Consider the following 25,835-nt stretch of genomic DNA (forward strand, 5'->3'; position numbering starts at 1 on the left):
CCCACGTCCGCCGCCTCATGCCTGCTGCCCCCGGCGCGCCATGCCGCGCTGCGGGTCGTAGCCCTGCAGCGCCAGCGCGAAGAACACCACCGCGCTGCCCGCCACCACCGCCAGGCTCAGCGGCGCCACCTGCCCGTACAGCGCAAAGCGGATCGCCTCGACCGCGTGGGTGAAGGGATTGAAGCGGGCCAGCTGGTACACCAGCTCCGCGCCCGACTCCTGCAGCTTCCACAGTGGATACAGCGCCGAGCTGATGAAGAACATCGGGAAGATCACGAAGTTCATGGTGCCGGCAAAGTTCTCGAGTTGGCGCACATGGACCGACAGCAGCAGGCCCAGCGCACCCAGCATCAGCGCGGCCAGCGCCATGGCGCCCGTCGCCGCCAGCAGGTGCAGGGACTCGAAGCGGATGCCGAAGGCCATCGCCACCAGCAGGAACGCGGCCATCTGCAGCAGCGACAGCACCGTACCCGCCGCCAGCTTGCAAGCCAGCAGCCAGCCCCGCGGCAGCGGCGCGGTCAGCAGCAGCCGCATCACGCCCATCTCGCGGTCGTACACCATGGCCAGCGACGACTGCATGCCGTTGAACAGCGCGATCATGCCCAGCAGTCCGGGCGCCACGTAGACCTTGTATTCGATGTAGGTGTCGTAGGGCGGCGCAATGGCGACGCCCAGCGCGTTCTGGAAGCCCGCGGCAAACACCAGCAGCCACAGCAGCGGGCGCACCAGCGACGACAGCAGGCGCCCGGGCTGGCGCAGGTACTTGCGCAGCTCGCGCCCGCAAACCGCGCGCAGCGCGCGCCAGCGATGGATCAGGATGGAGGCCATGGGTGCGCTACGCGGATGGGGCCCGGCATGCCGTGTCGGCTTCATCGGCGCCCAGGGTGTCGAGGTTGTTCTTCGGATGCAACACGCCTTCCACCGGGGCCATGCCGGCCACGCCGTCGGGGTGGGCCAGCAACACCGGCTGGCGCAGCTGGCGGTCCCAGCGGCGGAACGACAGCGGCGGCCCCTTGAAGCCGTCCACCACCACCTGCCCGGCGGCAAGCGCCTGCGCCTGTCCGGCAAACCCGGCCCCCGGCAGGCGCGCCACGCTCTCGGCAATGGCCTTGACCGCCACCCAGGCAGCCCAGTCGTAGCCGGTCATCGGACGGCCCGCCGCGCGCATGAAGCGCCGGTTGAGCTGCGGCCCGCCATTGCGCTCCCAGGCCCAGTGCCACGCCTGCGCGCCCAGCCCGCCGGCGCCCACCACCGGGCGCGGCAGCAGCGTGGCGTAGGGCACGCCGCGGGCGAACTCGCCGTCGGCATCGGCCACCACCACCACGTCATAGTCCACGCCGCCGGTCAGCAGGCCGAGGTTGGCCTGGTCGCGCTCACGCGGGTCGTTGGACAGCCTGAAGGCGCGCTGCGCCGACCAGGCAATGCCAAAGCGCCGCGCCGACGTCACCAGCGCGTCGCGCTGCGCCGCATCGGCCGCGGACGGGCCGCTCAGCAGCAAGGCGCGGCGCCATTTGCGCAATACCAGGTACTGCATCAGCGCATCCGCGCGCATGCGCAGGCTGGGCAGCGTGTGCAGCAGCACCGGCGCGCAGCCGGCGCCGCGCAACGCGTCGTCATCGGCCGACACATTGAACAACAAGGCCTCGCCCGGCCTGACCGCGCCCGCGGCCGCCCTGACCGACGCCGACGGCAGGTCCAGCAGGATATAGCGCGTGCCCTGCCGCGCCAGCGCCGCGACCAGCGGGGCCACCTCGGCTTCAGTGCGGGCTTCCTGGGCTTCCAGCCTGAGCGACTGACCCGCGGCCTCGAGCGCCACGCGCGCTTCCGCGGCCGCCACTTGGGCGCCGTCGAGCGCACGGCCCTGCGGCTGGCCGGGATAGCGCTGCGCCAGGCGCCGGGGCGCATAGCGCGCGTCGTCGGCCTGCGACACGACCGCCACGCGCACCTCGGCAGCGTGCACCGCGGCAGGCAGCCACGCCAGCGCCATGGCACCCAACCCGGCACGCCACCACTGCCACCACGCACGCGAGCGCTCAGTCATCGATCGCCACCGAATGCGGCACCCGGCCCGCCTTGAGCGTGGCCACCGCCTTGCGGCTGGCGGTGTCCACCACGCTGACATCGTCGGACAGGCCGTTGGCGACATAAAGCCGCGCGTTGTCGCGGCTCAGCGCCAGCCCCCATGCGCGGCGGCCGACCAGCACATAGTCCTGCACCCGGCGCGACGCCACCTCGACCACCGCGACATGGTTGGCGCGGCCGAGCCCGATATAGGCGCGCGTGCCGTCGCCGCTGGCCGCCATGCCCACCGGGGTCACGTCCTCGGCGCGAAAGCCCCGCGGCGCGAAGGCGATGGTCTGGGCCACCTCGAAGGTATCGGTACGGATCACGCTGACGCTGGCCGAGAGCTCGTTGGATACCCACAGCTCCTTGCCGTCGCGCACCAGCAGCAGCCGCCGCGGCCGGTTGCCGACCTGGATATTGCGGATCACCTTGCGCGAGGCCACGTCGATGACATGGACCAGGTTGGCCACCTCCGAGGTCACGTACACATGCCTGCCGTCGGCGCTGACCTTGACGCCCTCCGGCTCCTCGCCCACCCTGACCGCGAACACGCGCTTGCCCGACGCCGTGTCGTAGGCCGACAGCAGCCCGTCCTCTTCATTCGAGACATAGAGCGTGCGGCCGTCCTGGCTGAGATCGAACAACTCCGGATCGTCCCCCACCGGCAGCGATGCCACGGTCTTGCGGCTGGCCACGTCGACCACATCCACCCGGTTGTCGTCGCTGCAGGCCACGTACAGGCGCGTCCGGTCGGGCGACAGTTGCAGGTGGCGCGGGCGCTTGCACTGCCGCCATACCGCGACCAGCTGCCGGCTGCGGGCATCGAAGACGGCGAGGGCATCGTCCTTCTCGCTCGAGACAAAGACCTGGTTGCCAGCCTGGCCGGCGGGTCGCGCGGCCCCGCCCTGCGCGCCTTCGGCCAGGCCGGCGGCAACCAGCAGCGTCGTGACCAGCAGCAAGGCGCCGGCAAACCAGCCGGGGGATGGCATCTTGTTCATGCGGGCACGCTCCTCGCATCCGGGTCAGTGACAGGGGCCGGCGGCGTCATGGCCAGGAAGGCGCCCTCCAGGGTGTCGCACGCCGCGGCGCCGCGCAGTGCGGCCGGGGTGCCGTCGAAACGCACGGTGCCGCGGTCCAGCACGATCACGCGGTCGGCGTGCTCCACCTCCTGCACCAGGTGGGTGGCCCACAGCACGCCGGCCTGCGCCCGCGCCGTCAGGCGCCGCGCATCGGCCACCAGTTGCGCACGCGAGGCCGGGTCCAGCCCCACCGTCGGCTCGTCCAGCAGCAGCATGGCCGGTTCATGCAGCAGCGCGCGCGCCAGTTCCACCTTGCGCCGGTTGCCGCCCGAAAGCTCGCGCACCGGTGCGCGCGCACGCGCCGCCAGCCCGAAGTCATCGAGCAGCCGGGCGATGCGCAGCGCCGCCACGCCGCGCGGCAGCCCGTGCAGGTCCGCGTGAAAGCGCAGGTTGGCCAGCACCGGCAGGTCCAGGTCGATGGCCGGCTGCTGGAACACGATGCCCAGCCGCGCCAGCGCGCGCACCGGATCGCGCCGCATGTCGCTGCCCATGACCGTGACCTGCCCGGTATCGGCCACGAACAGGCCGCTGAGGATCTGGAACAGCGTCGTCTTGCCCGCCCCGTTGGGGCCGAGCAGTGCCACGAACTCGCCGCGCCGCACGCTGAGCGAGACCCCATCCAGGGCCACGCGGCTGCCAAAGGCCTTGCGCACGGCATCGCAGCACAGCGCCGGCGGCGCTTGCATGGCCATCACAGCTGCCCCCTGGGCCGCGCGGTGCCCACGCGCTCGGCAAAGCTCCGCTCGGTCTCCCACGCATGGCGCAGGAAGTCATCGTATTGCGCGGTATTCAGGTAGGTCAGCTCCTGGTCGTACCTGGCCAGTTCCGCAAGGTGGCGCGGCTGCTGCATCGCGGCACGGAATGCGTCATGCAGGCGGCGGACGATTGCCGGATCGGTGCCGCGCGGCACGCCGATGCCGTAGGGCGAGTTATGAACCGCATCGGCAAAGCCCAGCTCGCTTACCGTCGGCACCTCGGGCCAGCGCGGTGAGCGCTGCGCGCTGAACACGGCCAGCAAGCGCAGCTTGCCGGTCTCGACGAAAGGCGCGAAGCCGGTGGAATTGACCCCCGCCATCAGCGAACCGTTGGCCACCGCCAGCATCTGGTCAGCGGTGCCGTGATACGGCACGTGGATATAGCGCACGCCGCTGCGCCCGAGCACGTCCTCCATCGCCAGATGGGCGGTGGTGCCGATGCCGGTGGAGCCCACGGTCAGCTCGCCCGGATGCGCGCGGCCCCAGGCGACCAGGTCGCGCAGCGAGCGTAACGGGCTGTCTGCGGGCACCACGATGCCGAAGGTATAGCCCGAGATCATCAGCACCGGCTGGATGTCGCGCAGCGGCTGCCAGGCGGTCTTCTGCTGATGCGGGAAGCGATATACCGTCAGCGGCAGCTGGCCGATGGTGTAGCCGTCCGGCCGCGCCGCGGCAAGCAAGCCTCCCACCAGCGTGCCGCCGGCGCCCGGCCGGTTCTCCACCACGACCGGCTGCCCCAGCTCGCGCCCGGCCAGCTCCGCCAGGATGCGCATGGAGATATCGGTGGCGCCGCCCGCTGGCCATGGCACCACCAGCGTGATCGGCCGCGACGGATACCCGTGCGCGCCCTCGGCCAGCGCTGCGCCCGCATGGACCAGGCCGAGGCACGGCAACAGCAGGCAGGCAAGGCAGCGACCAAGGCGGCGGAACATGGCTAAGCACCAGGCAGAGTGTTGATGCAGGTGAACAGAGCAAGGCCGATACCATGTGCAGCGCAGCATCAGGCCGCGCTCCATGCCAGCCGTTGCCTGGCCGCGCCGGACGCACTGCCGGACGCTGCAGCCAGGCCGTGCCTTGTGCGGTGCGCTGCGAACGACTGTCCCATGGTTGAGCACCGGCCCGCTGCTTGTGTCCGCAGCTGTCCTGTTTTGTGACAGGCATCGGCGCAAGGCGGGTTCGGCCAGCGCGTTCCCGGGCCGCTCACCGCGCAAGTGCCGGACTCCCGATGCACGGTACGAAACCTGCTCAGCTCCGGGCAGGCGCTACCCAATGCAGGTATCGCGCCGCTTATCCGGAGGAGACGGAACCATGCCAGCCAACCCGCGCCCCGCACCGCCAGGGCAGGCGCCGCGCGACACCGTGGCTTGCCGCCGCAGGACCAGCCGCGGCGCCGCCACCGCGATTGCCATGGCGGTCGCCCTGATGGCCCAGCGGCCCGCTGTTGCGCAGCACGACACCGCTGTCCCAAACCAGGACAGCGCCATGCTGCCGGAAGTCCTGGTGGTGGCCGCCGCGCCGCTGCCAGGCATCGGCGTCGACAGCGACCTGGTGCCCTACACCGTGCAGACCGTGCGCGGCGACGACCTGGATCGGTCGCGCGCCGGCAACCTGGCCGAGTACCTGTCCCGCAACCTGGCCGGCGTCAACGTCAACGACATCCAGGGCAGCCCGTTCCAGACCGACATCACCTACCGCGGCTTCCGTGCCTCATCCATTCCGGGCGTGCCGCAGGGACTGTCGGTCTACCTGGACGGCATCCGCGTCAACGAGCCCTTCGGCGACGTGGTCAGCTGGGACATGATCCCGGAAGCCGCGCTGGCGAGCGTGTCGCTGGTGTCCAGCGCCAACCCGGCCTACGGCCTCAATACCCTGGGCGGGGCGCTGGCCATGACCACTCGTTCCGGGCTGGACTCGCCCGGCTTCGAGGCCGACCTGTCCTACGGCAGCGGCGCCCGCAAGCGCGCCGACCTGTCCGGCGGCGTGCGCAGCGACAGCGGCTGGCACGCATTCGCGGCCGGCACCCTGTTCCAGGAGCATGGCTGGCGCGACCAGTCGGGCGGCCGGCTTGGCAACGTCTTCGCCAAGGCTGGCTATGCGGGCGACACTGACAGCGTGGACGTGTCAGTGCTGCACGGCCGCAGCACGCTGACCGGCAACGGGCTGGTGCCCAGCTTCCACGCCAGCGCCAACGGCACGCTGCCAGACCTCTACCAGGCCAACCGCCACGCCGTGTACACCTACCCCGACCAGACCCGCAACCAGGTGACCCAGGTCGCCGTCAACGGCCGCCACTGGTTCGACGACAAGACCAGCGCCGCCGCGCTGGCCTACGTGCGCACCAGCCGCCGCGACACCACCAACGGCGATGTCAACCCCGCCTACGAGGCCTATGCCGAAGACTGCGAGGACGGCTTTGCGCCCGACGGCAGCCCGCTCGGCGCCGACTGCGGCATGACCCGGGCCGAAGGCGCCGCGCTGCATCCCGCCGTGATCAACACCACCCATATGTGGCAGCAGACCGTCGGCATGGCGCTGAGCATGGCCAGGGAGACCGACCGCCACCTGCTCAACGCCGGCCTGACCCTGGACCGCAGCCGCCTGACCTATTCGCAGTACGCGCAGCCCGGCACCTTCACCGACGACCGCGGCGCCGTGGCCGACCCGGACGCCCCCAATGCCCTGTTCTCCGGCGTCGGCGGCAGCTCGCGCATGCTCGGCCTGTACCTGTCCGACACCTGGTCGCTGACCCCCAGCACCTTCCTGACCGCCTCGGCCAGGTGGAACCATGTCGAGGTAAGCAATACCCTGCGCAACAGCGACGGCAGCGAACAGCCGCGCGAAAGCTTTACCTACCGCCGCCTCAACCCCGCGCTGGGACTCTCGCAGAAGCTGGGTGGCGGCGTCACCGTGTTCGGGGGCTACGCGCAGAACAACCGCGTACCGACCGTGCTCGAACTCGGCTGCGCCGACCCGACGCGGCCCTGCCGCCTGCCGGCCGGCCTGCAGGCCGATCCCTACCTGAAGCAGGTGGTCTCACACTCCTATGAAGCAGGCGTGCGCTGGCACCGCGGCAAGGACACCGAAGTCACCGCGTCGCTCTACCGCGTCGACAATCACGACGACATCCTCTTCCTGCGCGCGCCGAACACCCAGCTCGGCTACTTCGCCAACTTCGACCGCACCCGCAACCAGGGTCTGGACCTCACCGCCCGCCAGCGCGTGGGCGATGTCACGCTGCGGCTTGCGTACAGCTATCTGCAGGCCACCTACCAGGCCGCCGGCCAGCTTGCCGCCGGCGAACGCACCATCGACATCCGGCCCGGCATGCGCATGGCGGGCCTGCCCCGCCATACGCTCAAGCTGGGCCTCGACTGGCAGGCACTGGCCGGCCTGACGCTTGGCGCCGACCTGGTGGCGGTGTCAGGCACCGTCTCCAGCGGCAACGAAGACGGCCTGCGCAGCGACCCGCAGCCGGGCGCGCCGCCGAAGACCGCCGACTGGCATGTGCCCGGCTACGCCACCCTGAACCTGCGCGCGGCGTACAAGGTGAACAAGCGGTTTGAGATCTATGCACGCTTGGCCAATGTCTTTGACCGGCGCTACGAGACCTACGGACAGATCGCGAACGATGTGTTCCCCGGCGGTAGCCTGGTGCGCCCGCACGTGGCACCGGGGGATGCCGCCAGCGCGCTGTTCGTGGCACCGGGCGCGCCGCGCAGCTTCTGGCTGGGGGCGGTGTTCCGGATGTAGCAAGCCAGGCACGCCAGATCCACACCCACGCCCTGCGCCACGGTGTCGCCCTCACTCGTTTGAGTGTATTCAACCCCTCCCCTACGGAAGAGGGGATCAGCGCCAGGGAATTGCGGCCGACATGGCGGGGAGAAGGGGGCGCGGTCCGGCAGCCGTGGCGCGCCGGAATCCATGCAAAGCAAACAAGGCATGCGCCCCCTGCCCATCGAGAATGAGGAGGAATGCCGTGCGCGACAACCAGCCCGTCACCCAGCGCGAGTTTGATTTCCCGGACAACGCCACGCTGATGTCGACCACCGACACGCAGAGCTACATCACCTACGCCAACGCCGCGTTTGTCGAGGTCAGCGGATTCACGCGGGAAGAAATCCAGGGGCAGCCGCACAACCTGGTGCGCCATCCCGACATGCCCGCCGAAGCCTTTGCCGACATGTGGGCCACCCTCAAGGGCGGAGAGCCATGGACCGCGCTGGTCAAGAACCGCCGCAAGAACGGCGACCATTACTGGGTCCGCGCCAATGCCACGCCCGTGGTGCGCAACGGCCGGCCCGCCGGCTACATGTCGGTGCGCACCAAGGCAACACGCGAGGAGATAGCGGCAGCGGAAAAGCTGTATCGCGATTTCCGCGAGGGCCAGGCCGGCAGCCGGAAATTCCACAAGGGACTGATCGTGCGCACGGGCCTGATGGCCTTTACCTCGCTGTTCCAGACCATGCCGGTACGCTGGCGCGTGCGGCTGGCGCTGGCCGCCCTGCTCCCCGTCAGTATCATCGGCGCCTGGGGCATGGGCCTTTCCGGCATGGCACTACCAGGCTTTGCAGGGGTCATGGCGCTTGCCACGTTGCTGGCATCCTGGTGGCTGCAACGGCAGATCACCACCCCGCTGGAACAGGTCCTGCAGCAGGCGCTGCGCGTGGCGTCCGGCGAAAGCCAGAAGGCCGTGCACATGAACCGGGTCGACGAGATCGGCATGACGCTGCGCACGATCAGCCAGCTCGGCCTGATGTTCCGCTGGCTGATCGACGACGTCAGCGGCCAGGTCGTCAATGTCCAGACCGCCAGCAATGAAATCGCGCGCGGCAATATCGACCTGAGCGCGCGCACCGAACAGGCGGCGTCCAGCGTGCAGGAAACCTCCGCGTCGATGGCGCAGATGACCTCCACGGTGCAGAGCAACGCGGAGACCGCAGCGCAAGCCAACAAGCTGTCCGGCTCCGCCAGCGTCGCCGCGGAGCGCGGCGGGCAGGCGGTGTCGGAGGTCGTCAACACCATGAACGAGATCACCGAGAGCTCCAGGCGCATCGCCGATATCATCGGCGTGATCGATGGCATTGCCTTCCAGACCAATATCCTGGCGCTCAATGCGGCGGTGGAAGCCGCCCGCGCCGGCGAACAGGGCCGCGGCTTTGCCGTAGTGGCCGGCGAGGTGCGCAGCCTGGCGCAGCGCAGCGCCAATGCCGCCAAGGAAATCAAGGGACTGATCGATGTCAGCGTCCACAACGTCGCGTCCGGCGCCAAGCTGGTCGACGAAGCCGGCAAGACCATGGACGACATCGTCTCGCAGGTCAAGCGCGTATCCGACCTGATCGCCGAGATCAGCGCCGCCACCACCGAGCAAAGCAGCGGAATATCCCAGGTAGGGGGCGCGGTCAGCGACCTTGACAACATCACCCAGCAGAACGCCGCGCTGGTCGAGCAAAGCGCGGCTGCGGCCGAAAGCCTGAAGCAGCAGGCAACACGGCTGGTGGAGGCGGTCAGCGTGTTCCGCTAAGCGCGGCGAAGCGGGCCGGCATGCAGTGGACCTGTCGGCCCGCTATCGGGGCGCGCTACTATTCGCCTGACACGGCACCTTTGCGCCGAGCGTCAGCCCTGCCCCCAACCCGTCATGACCCGCATTGTCCGCATCGCCCTCCACACCCTGGCATCCGCAAGCCTCATGTTCCTGAGCACCGCGCATGCCACCGACATCGACTGCGATCCGTCCGCCACCGCCGCCAACGCTACGCAGGCGCAGCGCCTGATCTGCGAATCCGCGCTGTTTTCCATGGGCTACCAGCGCATCTATGCCGACCAGCAGCGCCTGCTCAAGGCGCGGGCAATCACCGACGCCGACATTGCAGCATTCCGCAAGAAGCGGGACCGCTGCGATTCGGCATCGTGCCTGGACACGGTCTTCCGGGAGTGGAATGCATTCGCCAGCCGGGCGCGGGTCCCCTGACCGGAGAGCCTAAGCGGGCAGTCCCGCCCGCGCGGACTCAGAAAGCGCCGGCTGGCACAGCGTCGTTGCCGGCAGGGCCGGCCTTGCCTTTCCGGACGCCGGATGCCAGGGCACGGATGGCGGCTTCGCGGGAGTTTCCGATGCGCTTGTGCGCGGTCTCCAGGACCGCATCGATGTCCCGCCTGGTCACGGCGCGCTGCAGGGCACGCCAGGTCTTGAAGGAATTCTCCAGCGACCCGGGACGGGATGCGAGCCCCAGCCGCACATAGCGCAGGACCCGCAGCGAGATGGAATTCAGCAGCTCCCCGACCAGCCGGTTGCTCGACAGGTCTGCCATGGCCATGTTCGCCAGGAAGGTCACGCTGATATAGGCGTCCACCGATTCCTCGACGGCCTTGCCGAGCCGCGGCATGAATTGCTCGAATAACGCATCAAGCGCGTCCGCGCGTTCTTCCATCAACTGCCTGAGCAGAATCGCAAACAGTGCGTCCCGCACCACGTAGATATCCCGCAGGTCCTGGGCATTGGGCTCGGTGACAATGGCGCCGCGCCGCGCGCGGAACTCGACCAGCCGCTCCCGCTCCAGGATGCGCAAGGCCTCGCGCACAGGAGCGCGGCTGACCTCCAGGACCTCGCTGATGTCTTTCTCAAGCAGGCGTTGGCCTGCGTGGATCACGTCGATCGTAATCAGTCCCGCCAGCCGCACCGCAATCTGGTCGGCGACGGATGCCGACCAGTCGCGTCCATGCATAAGCGCCTGCTCGACCGCCAGCGTGACCGGATTCTGCGGTGTTTGCGGCGCGAGCAGCGACTGCAGTTCTGGCGTGTTGGTAGTCTTGAGTCTGCCCATGAGGGGTAAGTCCTTCCGATTATTGGGGAACCGGTCGGGTGTTGCCCTCGATCGGCGCTGCACCGCTCGCAGCGCCCAAGATCTTACCTTACGTGGCGTATCGGGCGGATGGCCGAGGGTGGCATCACGGTCGGTGCAGGCTAAGCAGTGGTCTTTCGGCGCACTGTGCCGCGCGTGGACCGGCTCTCCTTGGGGCTGCAACCAAATTGCGCGTGATACCAGCGCGAGAATCCGCTCGGCGCGGAAAACCCGAGCAGGGTCGCCACCTCGGTCAACGGACGATCGCTCTCGATGACATGACGCGCGGCAAGCTCCGTGCGGATGTCGTTGACGATCGACGAGAAGCTTTGTCCCTCTTCCGCCAGCCGGCGCTGGACCGTGCGGCACACCACGCCCAGATGGTCCGCCACTTGCTCGATGCTGCAACGTCCGCTGGGCAACAGCAGCAGGACAATGCGCCGCACGTCTTCTAGCATGGTCGCGTGCTGCGACATGACAGACGCGTCGATCAGCTGCTGCGCGTAGCGCGCCATGGCCGGATCGGCAGACGGGTTGCGTGCATCGAGATCGGCCTTCGCGCAGATGATGCAGTTGAAGTCATAGTCGAACTCGACGCAAGGGCCAAAAAACCGTTGGTGCGTACCAAGGTCGCGCGGCGCCGGGTGCTCGAAGCATACGCGCCGCGGCTCCCAGTCGGGCTTGAGAAGCTGGCGTATCAGCCGCACCATTACCCCCAGCGCCAGTTCAACCCTTTGGCGCGTGGGCTGATGTGCGCTGCCAGCGATGACCGCCTCGCGAATAATGACCAGTTCGCCGCACTCCTCTACCGCCAGCGACAGCGCACCGTTGAGCAACGCCTGATAGCGCATCAGCATGCGAAGCGAGTCGCGCAGCGTCGCCTGGTCGCGGATCAGCAATCCTACGGCCCCAAGATTGGACAACAGGCGCGACTCGGCCATGCACAGTCCGAAACTCTCGTTGCCTGACATGGTTGCCGACGCCTGCAGCAGTCGTCCGACACGCTCAACCGGAATCATGAGGTCCGGCTCGCGCAGCACGCCCGGACTCAAACCCGCGTCAAGGAGCATCCGCACCGGGTCCAGTCCGGCGGCTCGGGCGACCTCGCTGTAGTTGGTGAGGGCCGCAGCGCGGACAAGTGACGACATTAGCGAGCAGAGTGGAACATTGACATGGAATGATAAATCCCGGTCATGTAGTGTCAAGCGGGAGAAACCCGCTGGATCCAGACTCGCAGGAATCGATCGGCCTGTTCGAAAAATCGGAGACAACCTTCATGATCCAACGCCTCAAAGCGGCACCCGCAGTGGTCCGCGCAACCTCTCTGGGCAATTCGATCCAGGTCGAGCCAGTCACCTGCACGATCGGTGCTGAGCTCAGCAACGTCAACCTCGGCGCGGCTGCCGAAGACGAGCAGCTGATGGCTGAAATCCGCGCCCTGCTCCTCAGACATCGCGTGCTGTTCTTCCGCGACCAGGACATCACGCGCGCGCAGCACGTAGCTTTTGCGCGCCGCTTCGGCGAGCTGGAGGACCATCCGGTGGTGGGCAGCCATCCCGATTACCCGGGGCTGGTCCAGATCTACAAAACCCCGGACAGTCCTCCCGACCGCAACGAGAATTCCTGGCATACCGATGCCACCTGGCGCGAGAAGCCACCGCTAGGCTGCGTGCTGCGCTGTATCGAGTGCCCACCCGTGGGCGGCGACACCATGTGGGTCAACATGGTCGAGGCCTACAACCAGTTGCCCGAGGATATCAAGACGAAGATCGCCACATTGCGCGCGCGCCACGGCATCGAGGCGAGCTTCGGTGCCGCCATGCCGATCGAAAAGCGTCTTGCGCTGAAGGCCCAGTACCCGGACGCCGAGCACCCGGTGGTGCGCACCCATCCCGAAACCGGAGAGAAAGTGCTGTTCGTCAATGGAAGCTTTACCACGCACTTCACCAACTACAACGTGCCGGCCAATGTGCGCTTCGGCATCGACAAGGCGCCGGGTGCCGCAAATCTGCTTAGCTACCTGGTCAGCCAGGCCACCATCCCCGAGTACCAGGTGCGTTTTCGCTGGAAGAAAAACAGTGTTGCGTTCTGGGACAACCGTTCGACCCAGCACTACGCAGTGATGGATTACCCCCCGTGCCACCGGAAGATGGAGCGCACCGCAATTATCGGTGACGCGCCTTACTGAAAGATCGACACGACCGGTCGGGCATGCCGCAACGGTAGTCACCACCCAGCCCAGTTGCGCGGCCGGGTGACTGCCGTATTATTCCGGCTGGTAGTTGATGGACTTCAGCAGCGCGGCCTGTTGCTGGTATGCCTGCTTCAGGTCCGCCATCATCTCTTCCGAGGTGGCGGCATTCCCCTGCTCCATGCCCATATCCTTGACGCGGTTCTGCACTGCGGGCTGCTTGAAATACGCCAGCGTCGCCTCGCGGATTTTTTGCTGGACCGCCGGAGCGACATCCGGGCGCGACCACACGGCGAACCAGCCCGCTTGCGCCAGCTGCGGGTAACCGAGCTCCTTGAACGTCGGCACATCCGCCAATCCGGCAATCCGGGTCGGATAGGCCACGGCAATCGCTCTGATCTTCCCCGCCTTGATCAGCGGCATTGAGGTAGTCACCCCATCGAACATCAGCGGCACATGGCCGCCCATCAGGTCGTTCAATGCCGGAGGAGAGCCCTTGTAGCCAACATGCCGCATTGGCACGTGGGTGAGTTGCCCGAGCAGTATGCCCGAGGTGTGGCCCCTCAGTCCCGCAGCGTAGGAAGCGAAAACCAGGCTGTCCTTCTGCGATTTGCCGTAGTCCACCAACTGCTTGAGGTTAGAGACCGGCACATCCTTGTTGGCAACCAGCACCAACCCCGTGCGGCTGACCTGGGCCAGGGGCTTCAGGTCGGCAAAGGGCTTGTAATGGACCTTGTAGGCCAACGGCGCTTCGCTGACGACACCGCCCTGGATGACCAGAAAGGTATGGCCATCCTTGCCGGTGGCCTGCAAATCGCTGATCGCCAGCGCGCCGGCGGCACCAGGCTTGTTTTCCACGATCACCGGCTTGCTCCACGCCTTCTGCAGGCCTTCCGCCAGCAGCCGCGCCAGGGCGTCGGCGCTGCCGCCGGCAGGCCCCGCCACCACCAGGCGGATCGGCTTGCTTGGCCAATCCTCCTGGGCGTGAGCCACGGGCACCCCACCGACGACACCGACTCCGATCGCCAGGGCGTATCCGCGCCACCATAGGTTATTGGTTCGCTTCCTCATGTCTGTACCTCTTGATTGCCGTCTTTTCTCAATTCTCGGATCGCCACGCGTCAACCGGCTTGACCAAGCACGCCAAGTTGTTGTCGATTCGCGCAAACAGAGGGAAAACCCTGCTCGCGGTATCGGCCACACGGCAATTGAGGTCTGCAGGGTCCACGGCAGCAAGGCAAAAGAGCGGGACCCACACCGTCGCGGGTCCCGCCTTCGCCATCACATGTTGGGTCCGGGATGCCGGGCCGTCAGTTCCCCCAAGGGCTCTTTACATGCATTCGGCCTTGCGCAGGAAGCCCTGGTGGCCACCGTTACGATTGGGTGCGAAGCCATTCTTCTGAAGCGTCTCTTCCAGCGTGTCGTAGAAGACCCCAAGCTGCAAGATCTCGCGGGTCTGCTGCGCCGTCGCGATGGGGCGACCAAATTCGCCGGCGATACGCACCAGTTGCTTGATCTGCTCGACGGTGCTCATCTTTCCCGTGCGGGTCTGGTTCCAGAGCACGTCCTCGATGCCACACCGCACATGCAGGCCCAAGGCCATGCCGATCATGTTGATGGGAAGCACATTCAACACCGAACTCTCCACCGTTACCACGGCTCCGTCCGGCACAGCGCGCAGGATGTTTGCCAGGTTGTAGATGTTCGCCTGATCCATGCCGCCGCTGATAGCCACCCAGTTCATCACCAGCGGGCCCTTGTAGACGCCGCGGCGAATCATCCGCTCAATCGTTTCAAAGCTGTTGATGTTGTAGCACTGAAACTCACTCTGAATCCCGGCGGCTGTCAGACGCCGAACGTGCTCCTCGAACCAGCTGGGATTCGAGGGCACGACCATGTCCTTGTAGGTATCGTAGAGGTGCGCGAACCCTCGCGACAGTCCCTTGAAATCATCCACACCGGCATGCTCCGTCACATTCATCTGCGAGGTGTTGACGGTCACCGTCACCTGGTCGGGCTTAGGATCGAGTTCGGCCAGCATATGCCGCGTGTCATCGCTAAGCCATTTGGCGCCTTGGCCCTCTTCAGGCGCGAAGCTGATGGAGCCGCCCACCTGGATGACCATTTCAGGACAGGCCTTGCGCACGCCGGCGATCAGCTCATTGAACTTGGACAGGCGCTTGCTGCCCTTGCCGTCCTCTTCGCGCACGTGCAGATGCAGCACTCTCGCACCGGCTTCATAGCAATCCACCGCCTTCTGGATCTGGTCCGCCATGGTGACCGGGATATCTTCCGGGAAGTCTGACGGGATCCAGCCCGGCGCATAGGGAGCGGCGGTGATGATCAGAGGCTGCTGGTTCTCGGGATACAGGTGGCCGTCAAGGAAGTTCATGTTGGTGGATCTCCGGGTTGAGATGTGAATCTTGAGAAGGTCGATGGATGAGACAGCTGCTTCGTGCCGTCAAATCACGAAAATGGACGAGCCGGTGGTCTTCCGCGACTCCAGGTCCCGGTGTGCCTGCACGGCATCCTCCAGGGCATAGCGCTGATTGATCCCGATGCGGATGCGGCCAGCCGCCACGTGGCCGAACAGCTCGCCGACCAGTTCCGCCTTCTCGGCAGGATCGGCGATATAGTCGGCCAGGCCCGGGCGCGTCAGGAATGCCGAGCCCTTGCGGGCCAGGATTGCCGGATCGAACCCGGTTACCGGGCCGGAGGCGAAACCCACGCACACCAGCAGGCCGCGGCGCCTGAGGGAGTCCAGCGAGGACATGAAGGTGTCCTTGCCCACGCTGTCGAAGACCACGTTCACGCCCACGCCGTCGGTCAGTTCCCGCACACGCCTGGCCACGTCCTCATGGCTGTAGTTGATGGTGTGGTCACAGCCGTGGGCGCGCGCCACTTCGGCCTTGGCATCGGTCGAAACCGTGCCGATCACCGTCAGCCCCAACAATTTGGCCCACTGCGCAACGATCAGGCCAACACCACCTGCCGCGGCATGCAGCAGGATGGAGTCGCCCGCCTTGAAGGGGTAGATCCGGCGCATCAGGTAGGCCGCCGACAAACCGCGCATGGTCATGGCCGCCGCGACTTCGCAACTGATTGCCTGCGGCAGCCTGATCAGCGGACAGGCAGAGATCAGCCGCTCCGTGCTGTAGGCGCCCAGCGTGTTGGTAAATCCGGTGTAGGTCACACGGTCGCCGACCGCCAGATGGGTGACGCCGGCACCGACAGCCTCAATCACGCCAGCGGCCTCGTTGCCGACGCCGCTGGGCAGCGGCACCTTGTACGTGCCGCTGCGGAAGTAGGTATCGGCGAAGTTCAGGCCTGCCGCCACGTGGCGGACGCGGACCTCCCCCGCTCCGGGCTCACCAACGCTGCCGTCCTCAAGACGAAGGACGTCGGGTCCGCCGGTTTCATAGAACTTAACGATTTTCGCCATGCCGTCTCCTGTTCTCTATCGAATATGACCGTTCACCTGCGGATCGGCGGTTGAGCTCGCCGAAGGACAAACCGGTTTGGGGATGCAGTGGATGGGTTGATGTCTGGGTGTGTTTCGCGACGATCGAATCATCTGGCAGGGGGCAACGTTCCGCTTTACCTGGCACGCCTTGAACTTTCCTTCTTATGACAAGGATTCGCTGGTGCAGGCGCACTGGATCGTTGACGGCCGGCTGCCATCATGGCGGGCAGTGGGCCGCTGGGCAGGCCGCAATGACGGGGCGCCAGCCCCTATTCGTCGACCCTGATCCCTGCGTCGCTAGCGATCTTCGACCAGACTTGCAGATCGCTGCGGACGATCTCGCCCAGCTGCGCGGAGGTCTTTACCGGCGGCGGCTCGAAGTTCAGTTTCTTCATCAGCGCCGCGATCTCCGGCAATGCCTGCACCTTGTTGGCCTCATCGGACAGCCGCTTCACGATCGCCGGACTGGTTCCGGCCGGGGCGAACATGCCGAACCATCCCACCGTGTTGAACTTGTAGCCCTGTTCACTCATGGTCTTGACGTCGGCAAGCTGTGGCGAGCGCACGTTGCCGACGATGGCAATGCCACGCACCTTCCCGGAACGCAGGAACGGAACCGCGACGCTGGGATCGGTCCAGCCGATCTTCAGCACCCCTGAGGAAAGCTCGGTGAGCAGTTGACTTGTTGTCCGATATGCGACGTGCTCGGTCTTCATGCCGGTCTGCTTCTTCAGCCATTCCATGGTCAAGTGCGCGGACGAGCCGGTGGCCCAGCTGCCATAGCTGTACTTGTCCGGATTCGCCTTCACCAGCTCGATGAGTCCTGGCAAGTCGTGCACCGGCAGGTCCGGGCTCACCAGCAGCAACACCCCACCCGCGGCTGTCTGCGCGATCGGCATGAGGCCCTTTCTTGCCTCCTGGGATATGGACTTCATGACGGCAGGCGCAACCACCATGTTGGATGCCGTTGTGTAGAGAATCGTGTAGCCGTCCGGCGCCGCCTTGAGAACGGCATTGGTTCCGATCACCCCGCTGCCGCCCGGCCGGTTCTCCACGACCACGGCCTGCTTCAGCGATTCGGAAAGGCGCTGCGCCATGGCCCGCGCCAGCGCGTCGGTTCCCGAGCCGGGAGACGACGGAACGATCATTTGAATCGGGCGTGCGGGCCAGGCTTCCTGTGCCTGCAGCGGCCCTGGCGCGCACAGGGCAATGATTGCCTCTGCGCACAATGTGATGGCGAGCAGCTTCTTCAGTGATGACATTGTCGTCCCCAGTTCTCTCGACTATTCCCCAGCCTGAAAAGTGCTGCCAGCCCCACCATTGGGCGGCCAGCGATTGCTACCGGCTCAGGCTATCGTGCGCAAATCATAGCAGTCGCAATTTTTATTGTCGACATGAATATATTTGGCTGGGTCGCGAGGTTGCCGGGGATCGATTCAGCCCGGCTTCTTGCCCGTTGGCGCCGTGCCCTCCGTCGCGGGCGCCTCGAAGGCATCGAACAAAAAATCGGGGGCGCTGGTGTTGTGGCGCGACCGGACGGTACGGCCGAATCGCACCGCGGTTGCCTGCATTGAAGTAACTGCCATCACCGGCTTCCTGATGGCCTCACCAGCCGGCCCGGTCGTCCAGGTGACCTCGCTCGCGTCTGCGTTGTCGTCGGCAACATACATGGAGCGCAGCATCGCGAACGCGCGCTTGGCGTCATAGGCCGGCAGGAACCGGACATCGAGCGCAGTACGCATGTCGCTGATTTCAGTGATCGCGACCGTTGCCTGGCCTCCGCCAGTGAAATGCAGCGTGAAAGCCAAGGGCTGCGGCTCGATTTCTATCCGAGCGATGTTGACCACCGGGCGCCCTTCCTGCTCTATCGGCCCCAGCAGGAACGAAGAGCCATAGGCATTGACACCCAGGTGGCGGGCCGGCAACGGTTTCGCCCGCCAGTAGCCATCGGCGGGATAGAGCACCAGGACCTCGGTACGGGTCCGCCCGGATTTCCGGAACACCTGGATCAGGTGAAAACCGGCATCGGCCCTGCCCGCTACCGTGACCGGCACCCGATGTGGCCGCCAGAAGCTTGCGAACGTGATCCCGACAATGGCAATGTCCCTGCCGTCGTAAAGGGTGACCGTGCGCGGCACAAAGACATGGCGGGGATCAGTCGGGTGAGGCGTCTTGCCGAAGTTGCACCCGGAGAAATCCGGCGCGGAGCTGTCAATGCGGATGGCGTTGACGTAGGGCGGATGCAATGCCTGGATGCGGAACCTGCCAACCGCGGCGGCGGACAGCGCGAACGAGACATTGTCTTCTTCCGCGCATGGGCCTGGCGTGCTGAAGTTCTCGACCTCCACGGCCAGCCGCTGCGCGCAAGCCGGCACGGAAAGCAGCGCCAGGCACAGGGTCGCGACAAGGCGCGTTGCGCGCATGCCAGGCTCCGTGAACGGGAATGAGGCGGGATCCGATTCCCGCCTGCGTGGACCTGTTCCTACTTGGTCCTGGGCGGCACGATCGCAGTGCCGGCGTCGGTGGTGCGCTCATGCTGCATGGTCGGCATCATGTTGCTGTTCAGGTGGAACATCACCCAGAGCGAACCCGTCAGCGTGATCACCACCAGCACCAGCGTGAACATCAGCGACAGCATGTTCCAGCCGCCCTCCGACCGCGCGTTCATGTGCAGGAAGTAGATCATGTGCACCACGATCTGCACGGCCCCGATCAGCAGGATAACGATGGCGGTGGTGGACGACTTGTCGAACACCTTTCCCATCACCAGCCAGAACGGGATCGCGGTCAGGAAGACAGACAGCACGAAGCCCGTCAGGTAGCCGCCCAGCGTGGCATGCGGCCCCACGTCCTCGTCATGCCCGTGGCTGTGTCCGTGGCTGTCCAGCGTTTCGTCGTGCGCGCTCATGGCAACGCTCCCATCAGGTAGACGAAGGTAAAGACGCCGATCCAGACGACGTCAAGAAAGTGCCAGAACATCGACAGGCACATCAGCCTGCGCTTGTTGGCCGTGATCAGCCCGTGCTGCGCCACCTGGGTCATCAGCACGACCAGCCAGATGATGCCGCACGTGACATGCAGCCCGTGGGTTCCGACCAGTGCGAAGAACGAGGTCAGGAACGCACTGCGCTGCGGCCCTGCGCCCTCATTGATCAGGTGCGCGAACTCATAAAGCTCGACCGCCAGGAACCCCGCGCCGAAGACCCCCGTGATGGCCAGCCAGATCTGGGTTCCGGCGATGCGGTTCTGCTGCATCTGCAGCATGGCAAAGCCGTAGGTAATCGAAGACAACAGCAGGAACGAGGTGTTCAGTGCCACCAGCGGCAGCTCGAACAGCTCTGCCCCGCTCGGTCCCCCCGCATACTCCCGGCCCAGCACGCCATACGCGGCGAACAGGCAAGCGAATATCAGGCAGTCGCTCATCAGGTAAAGCCAGAACCCCAGCAGCGTCCCGTTCTGCGGGTGATGGTCCTCGGGCAGGTAGAACTGGTAGCCTCCCGGCGGGGCCGCGTCCGCGGTGCCGGTGCCGCTCACATGGTTGGGAAAGGTCGTGTCAGCCATGGCCAGCCATCCGTTGTGTGCGCGCCGCTTCGGTCTGGACCACCAGGTCGGCCGGGAGGTAATAGTCGCGCTGGTAGTTGAACGTATGGATGATCGCGCCGATGATCGTCGCCGCGAACGATGCTGCCGCCAGCCACCAGATGTGCCAGATCAACGCGAAACCGCAGAGCGTGGAGAACCCCGCGAGCACGATGCCGGCCGCGGTGTTCTTCGGCATATGGATCGGAATAAAGCCCTGCTGCGGCCGCGCGTAGCCATTCTGCTTCATGTGCCACCAGGCGTCGGTGTCGTGCACTACCGGCGTAAAGGCAAAGTTGTACTGCGGCGGCGGGGATGAAGTCGACCATTCGAGCGTGCGGCCGTTCCACGGATCGCCAGTCAGGTCCCGAAGCTCCTCGCGGTGGATGAAGCTGACCACCAGCTGGACCAGGAAGCAGGCAATGCCGATGGCGATCAGCAAGGCGCCGAACGCAGCCAGCTGGAACCAGACCTGGTGCGTCGCGTCCTCGAAATGGCTCATGCGCCGGGTCACGCCATGCAGCCCCAGCCAGTACAGCGGCATGAACGCAAAGTAGAAGCCGACCAGCCAGAACCAGAACGATGCCTTGCCCCAGGACGAGACCAGGCGATAGCCGAATGCCTTCGGGAACCAGTAAGTAATGCCTGCCATCAGGCCGAACAGCACGCCGCCGATGATCACGTTGTGGAAATGCGCGATCAGGAACAGGCTGTTGTGCAAGGAGAAGTCAGCCGGCGGCACCGCCAGCAGCACGCCGGTCATGCCGCCGATCACGAACGTGACCATGAAGCCGATGGTCCAGAGCATGGGGGGCTCGAAGCGGATCTTGCCGTGGTACATCGTGAACAGCCAGTTGAAGATCTTGGCACCGGTCGGGATCGATATGATCATGGTGGTGATGCCGAAGAACGAATTGACGCTGGCGCCCGATCCCATCGTGAAGAAATGGTGCAACCAGACCAGGTACGACAGCACGGTGATCACTACCGTGGCGTAGACCATCGACGCGTACCCGAACAGGCGCTTGCGGCAGAACGTGGCGACCACTTCCGAGAACACCCCGAACACCGGAAGCACAAGGATGTACACCTCCGGATGGCCCCATATCCAGATCAGGTTCACGTACATCATGGCGCTGCCGCCCAGCTCGGTGGTGAAGAAGTTGGTGCCGACGTAGCGGTCGAGCGCAAGCAGCGCCAGCGCCGCGGTCAGCACCGGGAACGCGGCAATGATCAGCACGTTGGTGCACAGCGCGGTCCAGGTGAAGATCGGCATGCGCATCAGCGTCATGCCGGGCGCCCGCATCTTGACGATGGTCACCAGCAGGTTGATGCCGGATAGCAAGGTCCCTACCCCGGCCACCTGCAGCGCCCATATGTAATAGTCGACGCCGACGTCAGGGCTGTGGATGATGCCGGACAAGGGCGGATAGGCCAGCCAGCCGGTGCGCGCGAACTCGCCCACGAACAGCGACATCATGACCAGGATGGCACCGCCCGTGGTCATCCAGAAGCTGAAGTTGTTCAGGAACGGGAAGGCCACGTCGCGCGCGCCGATCTGCAGCGGCATGACGAAGTTCATCAACCCCGTGACCAGCGGCATGGCGACGAAGAAGATCATGATCACGCCGTGCGCGGTAAAGATCTGGTCGTAGTGGTGCGGCGGCAGGTAGCCAAGGTTGTCGCCGAACGCGATGGCCTGCTGGATGCGCATCATGATCGCGTCGGCAAAACCCCGCAGCAGCATCACGATGCCCAGGATCACATACATGATGCCGATCTTCTTGTGGTCGATGCTGGTGAACCATTCCCGCCACAGGTAGCCCCAGAGGCGATAGTAGGTGAGCGCCGCGACGATTGCGCCCCCACCGATCACCACCACGATGAAGGTGCCGAGCAGGATGGGATCGTGCAGCGGGAGGGCCTCCCACGAAAGCCGGCCGAAGATCAAATTGGCGAGTTCCGAGCGCTCGGGCATGTTTGTCACCTGGGGCCTGAATTAACCAACCATGGCCGATGGGGCTGGCCAGTACCGCAAGGGAAGATCCGGATCCGCACCCTACTGCAGCAGCACCCGGCCGTCATTGCGCGCGGACTCCGACGCGAACACGGGCGCTGTGGCCGCGGTGTTGCGCGCCGTGCAGATGCCGGCGAACGGGTCGAATTTGCCGCGGCTGCGGTCAAGCGCCATGGTGTCTGCCATGCACCGCCCGCCGCCCACGCAACGGTTCAGGATCAGGTCGTAGAGGCCTGGCGCCACGCTGGCATAGCGTTGCACCGCGTCGCGCTCGCTGGGCTGCGCGAGCTTGAGGTACGTATCCGTGGACAGGCCCTGGCCCGACGACTTGACCTGCTGGATCCAGCTCTCGAAGTCCTGGTTGGACAGCCCATGGAACTTGAAGCGCATGTGGGAGAAGCCCGCGCCGCTGTAGTTGGCCGAGAAGCCTTCATACACGCCGGACTTGTTGATCACGGCATGCAGCTTGGTTTCCATGCCGGGCATGGCGTAGACCATGCCCGCCAGCGACGGGACGAAGAATGCGTTCATCACCGAGGTGGCGGTGATGCGGAAAGCGATGGGCCGGTCGACCGGCGCCGCCAGCTCGTTGACGGTGGCGATGCCCTGCTCGGGATACAGGAACAGCCACTTCCAGTCCATCGCCACCACCTCCACCGTCAGCGGCTTCACGTCTGCCGGGACCGGCCGGCCTGCGTCGATCCGCGTCAGCGGCCGGTACGGATCGAGCTGGTGGGTGCTGACCCAGGTCACGGCGCCCAGCGCGATGATGATCAGCAGCGGCGCGGCCCAGATCGCCAGCTCGAGCACAGTGGAATGGTCCCAGTCGGGGTTGTAGGGCGCATCGGTCGCACTTTCCCGATAGCGCCACGCAAACAGCAGCGTGAGGATGATCACCGGAACGATGATCAGCAACATCAGGCAGGTGGCAATGATGATCAGGTCGCGCTGGCGCAGGGCCATGTCGCCGGATGGCGCAAGCAGCACCGCGTTACAACCGGCCAGGCACGCCAGCATGACTGCGGCGGCACATCGCAGCAGTAGTCTTCCCTGCACACGTCTTGGCGGCACTACAGAGTCGAAGCGGCCCATAGTCTCGGAAGTGGCGTCTGAGGAATATCGGCAAACTGCCGGCGAACTCACCTTTCGTTTTTCTATGGCAGTTTAGGCGCTATTCTTGTCAGTGCGAGACTTAAGAGCCAATTTCATCGGAATGGGGTCGGCTCCATGTGCAGTATCGACGCACTCCTGCCAGAAGGAGACTTGACGATGGCCAGCCTCACCCACCAGCATCGCGCATCGCCGACTGCACCTCCGGCGCCCGGCCACCACCAGGTGGCACCCGCCGAGATCGCCACCGGGGTGGTGATCGGACGGGCCTCGGAGTACTTTGACTTCTTCGTGTACGGCATCGCCTCCGTGCTTGTCTTCCCGGCGGTCTACTTCCCGTTTGCGAGCGAGCTGGCGGGGTTGCTCTTCAGTTTCACGATCTTCTCGTTTGCGTTTATCGGACGCCCGTTCGGCACCGCGCTGTTCATGCGCATCCAGCGGCGCTGGGGCCGCGGCATCAAGCTGACGGCGTCGCTGTTCCTGCTCGGCACGGCCACGGTGGGGATTGCGTTCCTGCCGTCGTACGCCTCGATCGGGGCCGCGTCGATCTACCTGCTGGCGCTGTTCCGCTTCCTTCAGGGCATTGCGTTCGGCGGGTCGTGGGACGGGCTGCCGTCGCTGCTGGCGCTCAACACGCCGGAGGACAAGCGCGGCTGGTATGCGATGGTGGGCCAGCTCGGCGCACCCACCGGGTTTATCGTCGCCAGTTCGCTGTACCTGTTCCTGCATGCCAGCCTGACCCCGCCTGAATTCATCGAGTGGGGCTGGCGCTATCCGTTCTACGTGGCCTTCGCCATCAACGTCGTGGCACTGTTTGCACGGCTGCGCCTGGTGGTGACCCATGAGTACACGCAACTGCTCGAAGAAGACGAGCTGGAGCCGATCAGCACCTTGCAGATGGTGAACGCGCAAGGCTTCAACATCTTCCTGGGGGCCTTTGCTGCGCTGGCCAGCTATGCGCTGTTCCACCTTGTCACGGTGTTCCCGCTGTCCTGGGTGATCCTGCACCGCTCGCAGAGCATCTCCGACGTGCTGGCCGTGCAGATCGTGGGCGGCTTCATCGCGTTCATCGGCACGCTGCTTTCCGGCTGGATCGCGGACCGCGTCGGCCGGCGCACCACGCTGTCGGCAATGGCCGTGCTGATCGGCATCTTCAGCCTGGCAACGCCGTGGCTGCTCGGTGGCGGCGCGACCGGCCAGGACATCTTCATCCTGGTCGGCTTCGGCTTGCTGGGCCTGTCGTACGGACAGGCTGCGGGCGTGGTGACGTCGAACTTCGAACGCCGCTTCCGCTACACCGGAGCCGCGCTGACCACGGACTTCGGCTGGCTGTTCGGCGCCGCCTTTGCGCCGCTGGTGGCGCTGGGCCTGTCTTCGCTGTTCGGCCTCGCGGCGGTCAGCCTCTACCTGCTGTCTGGCGTGATCGGCACGCTGGCCGCCTTGCGCATCAGCCGGGCGCTCGGGACGCCTGACATGTGACTGCGGTCATGGCCTGCGCAAGGCCATGACGATTCCCCTGCGACGGGCGGGCTGATTCGCCGCCCGATTTCCTCTTGCGCTTCCTTGCTTGCTGGCCCCTGCCCGGCTGCCTGACCCTTGGCGCCTGGCGCCCCGGCGCCGCATATGGCGGATAATGCGCTATTTGCAAGCACTTCCCTCCCCATGCCCGCAAGCAGCAACACCACTGGACGCATCGACTGGACAACGCTGTTCCTGCTTACCTTCCCGCCACTGAGCTGGGCCGGCAATGCCATCGTCGGCCGCCTGGCCGCCGGCACGGTGCCACCCATCACCTTGAACTCTGTGCGCTGGGTGCTGGCAGGGCTGCTGCTGGCACCCTTTGCCTGGCGCGGCGTGATCGAGCACCGCGCGGCACTGCGCCGGCACGCCGGCATGATCACCGCCCTGGGCGTGCTTTCGATCGCCAGCTATAACGCCCTGCAGTACCTGGCGCTGACCACCTCGACCCCGATCAACGTGACGCTGATCGGCGCATCCACGCCGCTGTTTCTGATCGTGATCGGCGCGATCTGTTTTCGCGAACGGGTGAAGCCATGGCATGTCACCGGGGCACTGCTGTGCATGGTCGGCGTGACCTTCGTCCTGGTACGCGGCGAACTGGGCCGGCTCGCCCAGCTGGACCTGGTTGCCGGCGACCTGTTCATGCTGGCCGCCACCATCGCCTGGAGCGGCTATACCTGGCTGCTGCGCAAACAGCGGCCCGCCGTGCCCCTGCCCGTGCTGCTGTTCGCGCAGATCGTCACCGGCGTACTGGCAAGCGCTCCCGTGACGGCATGGGAGCTGATGACGCTGGACCAGCCGCTGCAATGGAGCGGCAAGGTCGCGGCCATCCTGCTCTATGTAGCAACCATTCCCTCGCTGCTCGCCTACTTTGCCTGGGACCGCGCCATCGCCCGCGCGGGCGCTCAGTTGCCGGTGTTCTTTATCACCCTGACGCCGGTATTCGCGGCGCTGCTGTCCACGCTGCTGCTGGGCGACTGGCCCCGCTGGTACCACGCGGTGGGGCTGGCCGCGATCGCGGCGGGAATCTGGCTGGCGCAGCGGCGTTGAGGGGGCCGGCCGGTCCACACCAGGGAACAGGCATGCCCCGGGCGTTTCAATCCTGAATCAGTCTCGCTGCGGCTGCACTAACCTGTTTGCACGATGGGCTCGCGCAACCTGGTGCACTACCCTCGCAGTAGAGCTCACACCACTGAAACCGGGGGGGAATCATGGGTGAA

At 65.9% G+C, this 25,835-nt stretch carries 22 protein-coding genes; 6 read left to right on the forward strand and 16 right to left on the reverse strand.

Annotated elements, in window-relative coordinates; translation table 11 throughout:
* Positions 1–15: 15 nt before the first annotated feature.
* The 5 genes from AC3WRR_RS12165 to AC3WRR_RS12185 are packed head-to-tail and all read right to left on the reverse strand — an operon-like array spanning position 16 to position 4,830.
* Complete coding sequence (locus AC3WRR_RS12165; protein ID WP_010809769.1) at positions 16–828, reverse strand: ABC transporter permease; 813 nt, start codon at positions 826–828, stop codon at positions 16–18.
* Positions 829–835: 7 nt separating this feature from the next.
* Complete coding sequence (locus AC3WRR_RS12170) at positions 836–2,041, reverse strand: type 1 periplasmic-binding domain-containing protein (protein ID WP_492297099.1); 1,206 nt, start codon at positions 2,039–2,041, stop codon at positions 836–838.
* The gene (locus AC3WRR_RS12175) at positions 2,034–3,062 is read right to left on the reverse strand and encodes a PQQ-dependent catabolism-associated beta-propeller protein (protein ID WP_492297101.1); all 1,029 of its coding nucleotides are present in this window, start codon (positions 3,060–3,062) and stop codon (positions 2,034–2,036) included. Before AC3WRR_RS12175 ends, AC3WRR_RS12170 begins: the two co-directional genes overlap by 8 nt.
* Entirely contained in the window at positions 3,059–3,835 is a 777-nt protein-coding gene (locus AC3WRR_RS12180; protein ID WP_492297103.1) for an ABC transporter ATP-binding protein, read from the reverse strand. The genes AC3WRR_RS12175 and AC3WRR_RS12180 overlap by 4 nt, the downstream gene beginning before the upstream one ends.
* Positions 3,835–4,830, reverse strand: coding sequence for a tripartite tricarboxylate transporter substrate binding protein (locus AC3WRR_RS12185; protein ID WP_010809765.1), 996 nt, complete (start codon positions 4,828–4,830; stop codon positions 3,835–3,837). The genes AC3WRR_RS12180 and AC3WRR_RS12185 overlap by 1 nt, the downstream gene beginning before the upstream one ends.
* Before the next feature lie 376 nt (positions 4,831–5,206).
* On the opposite strand from AC3WRR_RS12185, the gene AC3WRR_RS12190 reads away from it, so the two are divergent.
* The 3 genes from AC3WRR_RS12190 (at position 5,207) to AC3WRR_RS12200 (ending at position 9,866) form a co-directional block, all read left to right on the forward strand.
* Entirely contained in the window at positions 5,207–7,648 is a 2,442-nt protein-coding gene (locus tag AC3WRR_RS12190) for a TonB-dependent receptor (protein ID WP_492297106.1), read from the forward strand.
* A gap of 226 nt (positions 7,649–7,874) precedes the next feature.
* Positions 7,875–9,419, forward strand: a complete 1,545-nt coding sequence (locus AC3WRR_RS12195; protein ID WP_492297108.1) for a methyl-accepting chemotaxis protein — start codon at positions 7,875–7,877, stop codon at positions 9,417–9,419.
* A 114-nt stretch (positions 9,420–9,533) separates the two neighbouring features.
* Complete coding sequence (locus tag AC3WRR_RS12200; protein WP_011616968.1) at positions 9,534–9,866, forward strand: hypothetical protein; 333 nt, start codon at positions 9,534–9,536, stop codon at positions 9,864–9,866.
* Between the two features lie 37 nt (positions 9,867–9,903).
* On the opposite strand, the gene AC3WRR_RS12205 is transcribed toward AC3WRR_RS12200, so the two are convergent.
* Positions 9,904–10,779, reverse strand: a complete 876-nt coding sequence (locus AC3WRR_RS12205; protein ID WP_231881498.1) for a GntR family transcriptional regulator — start codon at positions 10,777–10,779, stop codon at positions 9,904–9,906.
* Positions 10,780–10,856: 77 nt separating this feature from the next.
* Complete coding sequence (locus AC3WRR_RS12210) at positions 10,857–11,882, reverse strand: AraC family transcriptional regulator (protein ID WP_439669912.1); 1,026 nt, start codon at positions 11,880–11,882, stop codon at positions 10,857–10,859.
* A 128-nt stretch (positions 11,883–12,010) separates the two neighbouring features.
* Between AC3WRR_RS12210 and AC3WRR_RS12215 the strand changes: the two genes are divergently transcribed.
* On the forward strand, positions 12,011–12,922 hold the full coding sequence (locus AC3WRR_RS12215) for a TauD/TfdA dioxygenase family protein (RefSeq protein ID WP_010809760.1): 912 nt from the start codon (positions 12,011–12,013) through the stop codon (positions 12,920–12,922).
* A 78-nt stretch (positions 12,923–13,000) separates the two neighbouring features.
* Here the strand turns inward: AC3WRR_RS12215 and AC3WRR_RS12220 are convergent, their stop codons facing one another.
* From AC3WRR_RS12220 to cyoA, 9 genes are all read right to left on the reverse strand, one after another.
* Positions 13,001–13,996: a Bug family tripartite tricarboxylate transporter substrate binding protein gene (locus tag AC3WRR_RS12220; RefSeq protein WP_492297111.1), complete on the reverse strand. Its 996-nt coding sequence runs from the start codon at positions 13,994–13,996 to the stop codon at positions 13,001–13,003.
* Between the two features lie 259 nt (positions 13,997–14,255).
* Complete coding sequence (locus AC3WRR_RS12225) at positions 14,256–15,317, reverse strand: beta-keto acid cleavage family enzyme (protein ID WP_492297113.1); 1,062 nt, start codon at positions 15,315–15,317, stop codon at positions 14,256–14,258.
* Positions 15,318–15,386: 69 nt separating this feature from the next.
* Positions 15,387–16,367, reverse strand: a complete 981-nt coding sequence (locus AC3WRR_RS12230; protein ID WP_492297115.1) for a quinone oxidoreductase family protein — start codon at positions 16,365–16,367, stop codon at positions 15,387–15,389.
* A 290-nt stretch (positions 16,368–16,657) separates the two neighbouring features.
* On the reverse strand, positions 16,658–17,650 hold the full coding sequence (locus tag AC3WRR_RS12235; RefSeq protein ID WP_010809756.1) for a Bug family tripartite tricarboxylate transporter substrate binding protein: 993 nt from the start codon (positions 17,648–17,650) through the stop codon (positions 16,658–16,660).
* Between the two features lie 174 nt (positions 17,651–17,824).
* Positions 17,825–18,811 (reverse strand): hypothetical protein, encoded by a 987-nt coding sequence (locus AC3WRR_RS12240; RefSeq protein WP_011616963.1) that lies wholly within the window; start codon positions 18,809–18,811, stop codon positions 17,825–17,827.
* A 59-nt stretch (positions 18,812–18,870) separates the two neighbouring features.
* Positions 18,871–19,296 carry a cytochrome o ubiquinol oxidase subunit IV gene (cyoD, locus tag AC3WRR_RS12245; protein ID WP_010809754.1) on the reverse strand — a complete coding sequence of 142 codons (426 nt, stop codon included), beginning with the start codon at positions 19,294–19,296 and terminating at the stop codon, positions 18,871–18,873.
* Positions 19,293–19,949, reverse strand: a complete 657-nt coding sequence (gene cyoC / locus AC3WRR_RS12250) for a cytochrome o ubiquinol oxidase subunit III (RefSeq protein WP_010809753.1) — start codon at positions 19,947–19,949, stop codon at positions 19,293–19,295. Before cyoC ends, cyoD begins: the two co-directional genes overlap by 4 nt.
* A complete protein-coding gene (gene cyoB, locus AC3WRR_RS12255; RefSeq protein WP_011616962.1) occupies positions 19,942–21,945 on the reverse strand; it encodes a cytochrome o ubiquinol oxidase subunit I in 2,004 nt (667 codons plus the stop codon). The genes cyoC and cyoB overlap by 8 nt, the downstream gene beginning before the upstream one ends.
* 81 nt (positions 21,946–22,026) lie before the next feature.
* Positions 22,027–23,076: a ubiquinol oxidase subunit II gene (cyoA, locus tag AC3WRR_RS12260; RefSeq protein WP_011616961.1), complete on the reverse strand. Its 1,050-nt coding sequence runs from the start codon at positions 23,074–23,076 to the stop codon at positions 22,027–22,029.
* Positions 23,077–23,253: 177 nt separating this feature from the next.
* Between cyoA and AC3WRR_RS12265 the strand changes: the two genes are divergently transcribed.
* Both AC3WRR_RS12265 and AC3WRR_RS12270 read left to right on the forward strand, forming a co-directional pair.
* Positions 23,254–24,573, forward strand: coding sequence for an MFS transporter (locus AC3WRR_RS12265; RefSeq protein ID WP_011616960.1), 1,320 nt, complete (start codon positions 23,254–23,256; stop codon positions 24,571–24,573).
* A gap of 183 nt (positions 24,574–24,756) precedes the next feature.
* Positions 24,757–25,665, forward strand: a complete 909-nt coding sequence (locus tag AC3WRR_RS12270) for a DMT family transporter (protein WP_492297117.1) — start codon at positions 24,757–24,759, stop codon at positions 25,663–25,665.
* Positions 25,666–25,835 lie beyond the last annotated feature (170 nt).

The organism is Cupriavidus sp. FW305-3-2-15-C-LB2 (assembly GCF_058787575.1).

Excerpts from the sequence above, each read along its gene's own strand:
- AC3WRR_RS12165 (WP_010809769.1), bottom strand. The coding sequence starts at position 828 with ATGGCCTCCATCCTGATCCATCGCTGGCGCGCGCTGCGCGCGGTTTGC.
- AC3WRR_RS12170 (WP_492297099.1), bottom strand. The coding sequence starts at position 2,041 with ATGACTGAGCGCTCGCGTGCGTGGTGGCAGTGGTGGCGTGCCGGGTTG.
- AC3WRR_RS12175 (WP_492297101.1), bottom strand. The coding sequence starts at position 3,062 with ATGAACAAGATGCCATCCCCCGGCTGGTTTGCCGGCGCCTTGCTGCTG.
- AC3WRR_RS12180 (WP_492297103.1), bottom strand. The coding sequence starts at position 3,835 with ATGGCCATGCAAGCGCCGCCGGCGCTGTGCTGCGATGCCGTGCGCAAG.
- AC3WRR_RS12185 (WP_010809765.1), bottom strand. The coding sequence starts at position 4,830 with ATGTTCCGCCGCCTTGGTCGCTGCCTTGCCTGCCTGCTGTTGCCGTGC.
- AC3WRR_RS12190 (WP_492297106.1), top strand. The coding sequence starts at position 5,207 with ATGCCAGCCAACCCGCGCCCCGCACCGCCAGGGCAGGCGCCGCGCGAC.
- AC3WRR_RS12200 (WP_011616968.1), top strand. The coding sequence starts at position 9,534 with ATGACCCGCATTGTCCGCATCGCCCTCCACACCCTGGCATCCGCAAGC.
- AC3WRR_RS12210 (WP_439669912.1), bottom strand. The coding sequence starts at position 11,882 with ATGTCGTCACTTGTCCGCGCTGCGGCCCTCACCAACTACAGCGAGGTC.
- AC3WRR_RS12215 (WP_010809760.1), top strand. The coding sequence starts at position 12,011 with ATGATCCAACGCCTCAAAGCGGCACCCGCAGTGGTCCGCGCAACCTCT.
- AC3WRR_RS12220 (WP_492297111.1), bottom strand. The coding sequence starts at position 13,996 with ATGAGGAAGCGAACCAATAACCTATGGTGGCGCGGATACGCCCTGGCG.
- AC3WRR_RS12225 (WP_492297113.1), bottom strand. The coding sequence starts at position 15,317 with ATGAACTTCCTTGACGGCCACCTGTATCCCGAGAACCAGCAGCCTCTG.
- AC3WRR_RS12230 (WP_492297115.1), bottom strand. The coding sequence starts at position 16,367 with ATGGCGAAAATCGTTAAGTTCTATGAAACCGGCGGACCCGACGTCCTT.
- AC3WRR_RS12235 (WP_010809756.1), bottom strand. The coding sequence starts at position 17,650 with ATGTCATCACTGAAGAAGCTGCTCGCCATCACATTGTGCGCAGAGGCA.
- AC3WRR_RS12240 (WP_011616963.1), bottom strand. The coding sequence starts at position 18,811 with ATGCGCGCAACGCGCCTTGTCGCGACCCTGTGCCTGGCGCTGCTTTCC.
- cyoD (WP_010809754.1), bottom strand. The coding sequence starts at position 19,296 with ATGAGCGCGCACGACGAAACGCTGGACAGCCACGGACACAGCCACGGG.
- cyoC (WP_010809753.1), bottom strand. The coding sequence starts at position 19,949 with ATGGCTGACACGACCTTTCCCAACCATGTGAGCGGCACCGGCACCGCG.
- cyoB (WP_011616962.1), bottom strand. The coding sequence starts at position 21,945 with ATGCCCGAGCGCTCGGAACTCGCCAATTTGATCTTCGGCCGGCTTTCG.
- cyoA (WP_011616961.1), bottom strand. The coding sequence starts at position 23,076 with ATGGGCCGCTTCGACTCTGTAGTGCCGCCAAGACGTGTGCAGGGAAGA.
- AC3WRR_RS12265 (WP_011616960.1), top strand. The coding sequence starts at position 23,254 with ATGGCCAGCCTCACCCACCAGCATCGCGCATCGCCGACTGCACCTCCG.
- AC3WRR_RS12270 (WP_492297117.1), top strand. The coding sequence starts at position 24,757 with ATGCCCGCAAGCAGCAACACCACTGGACGCATCGACTGGACAACGCTG.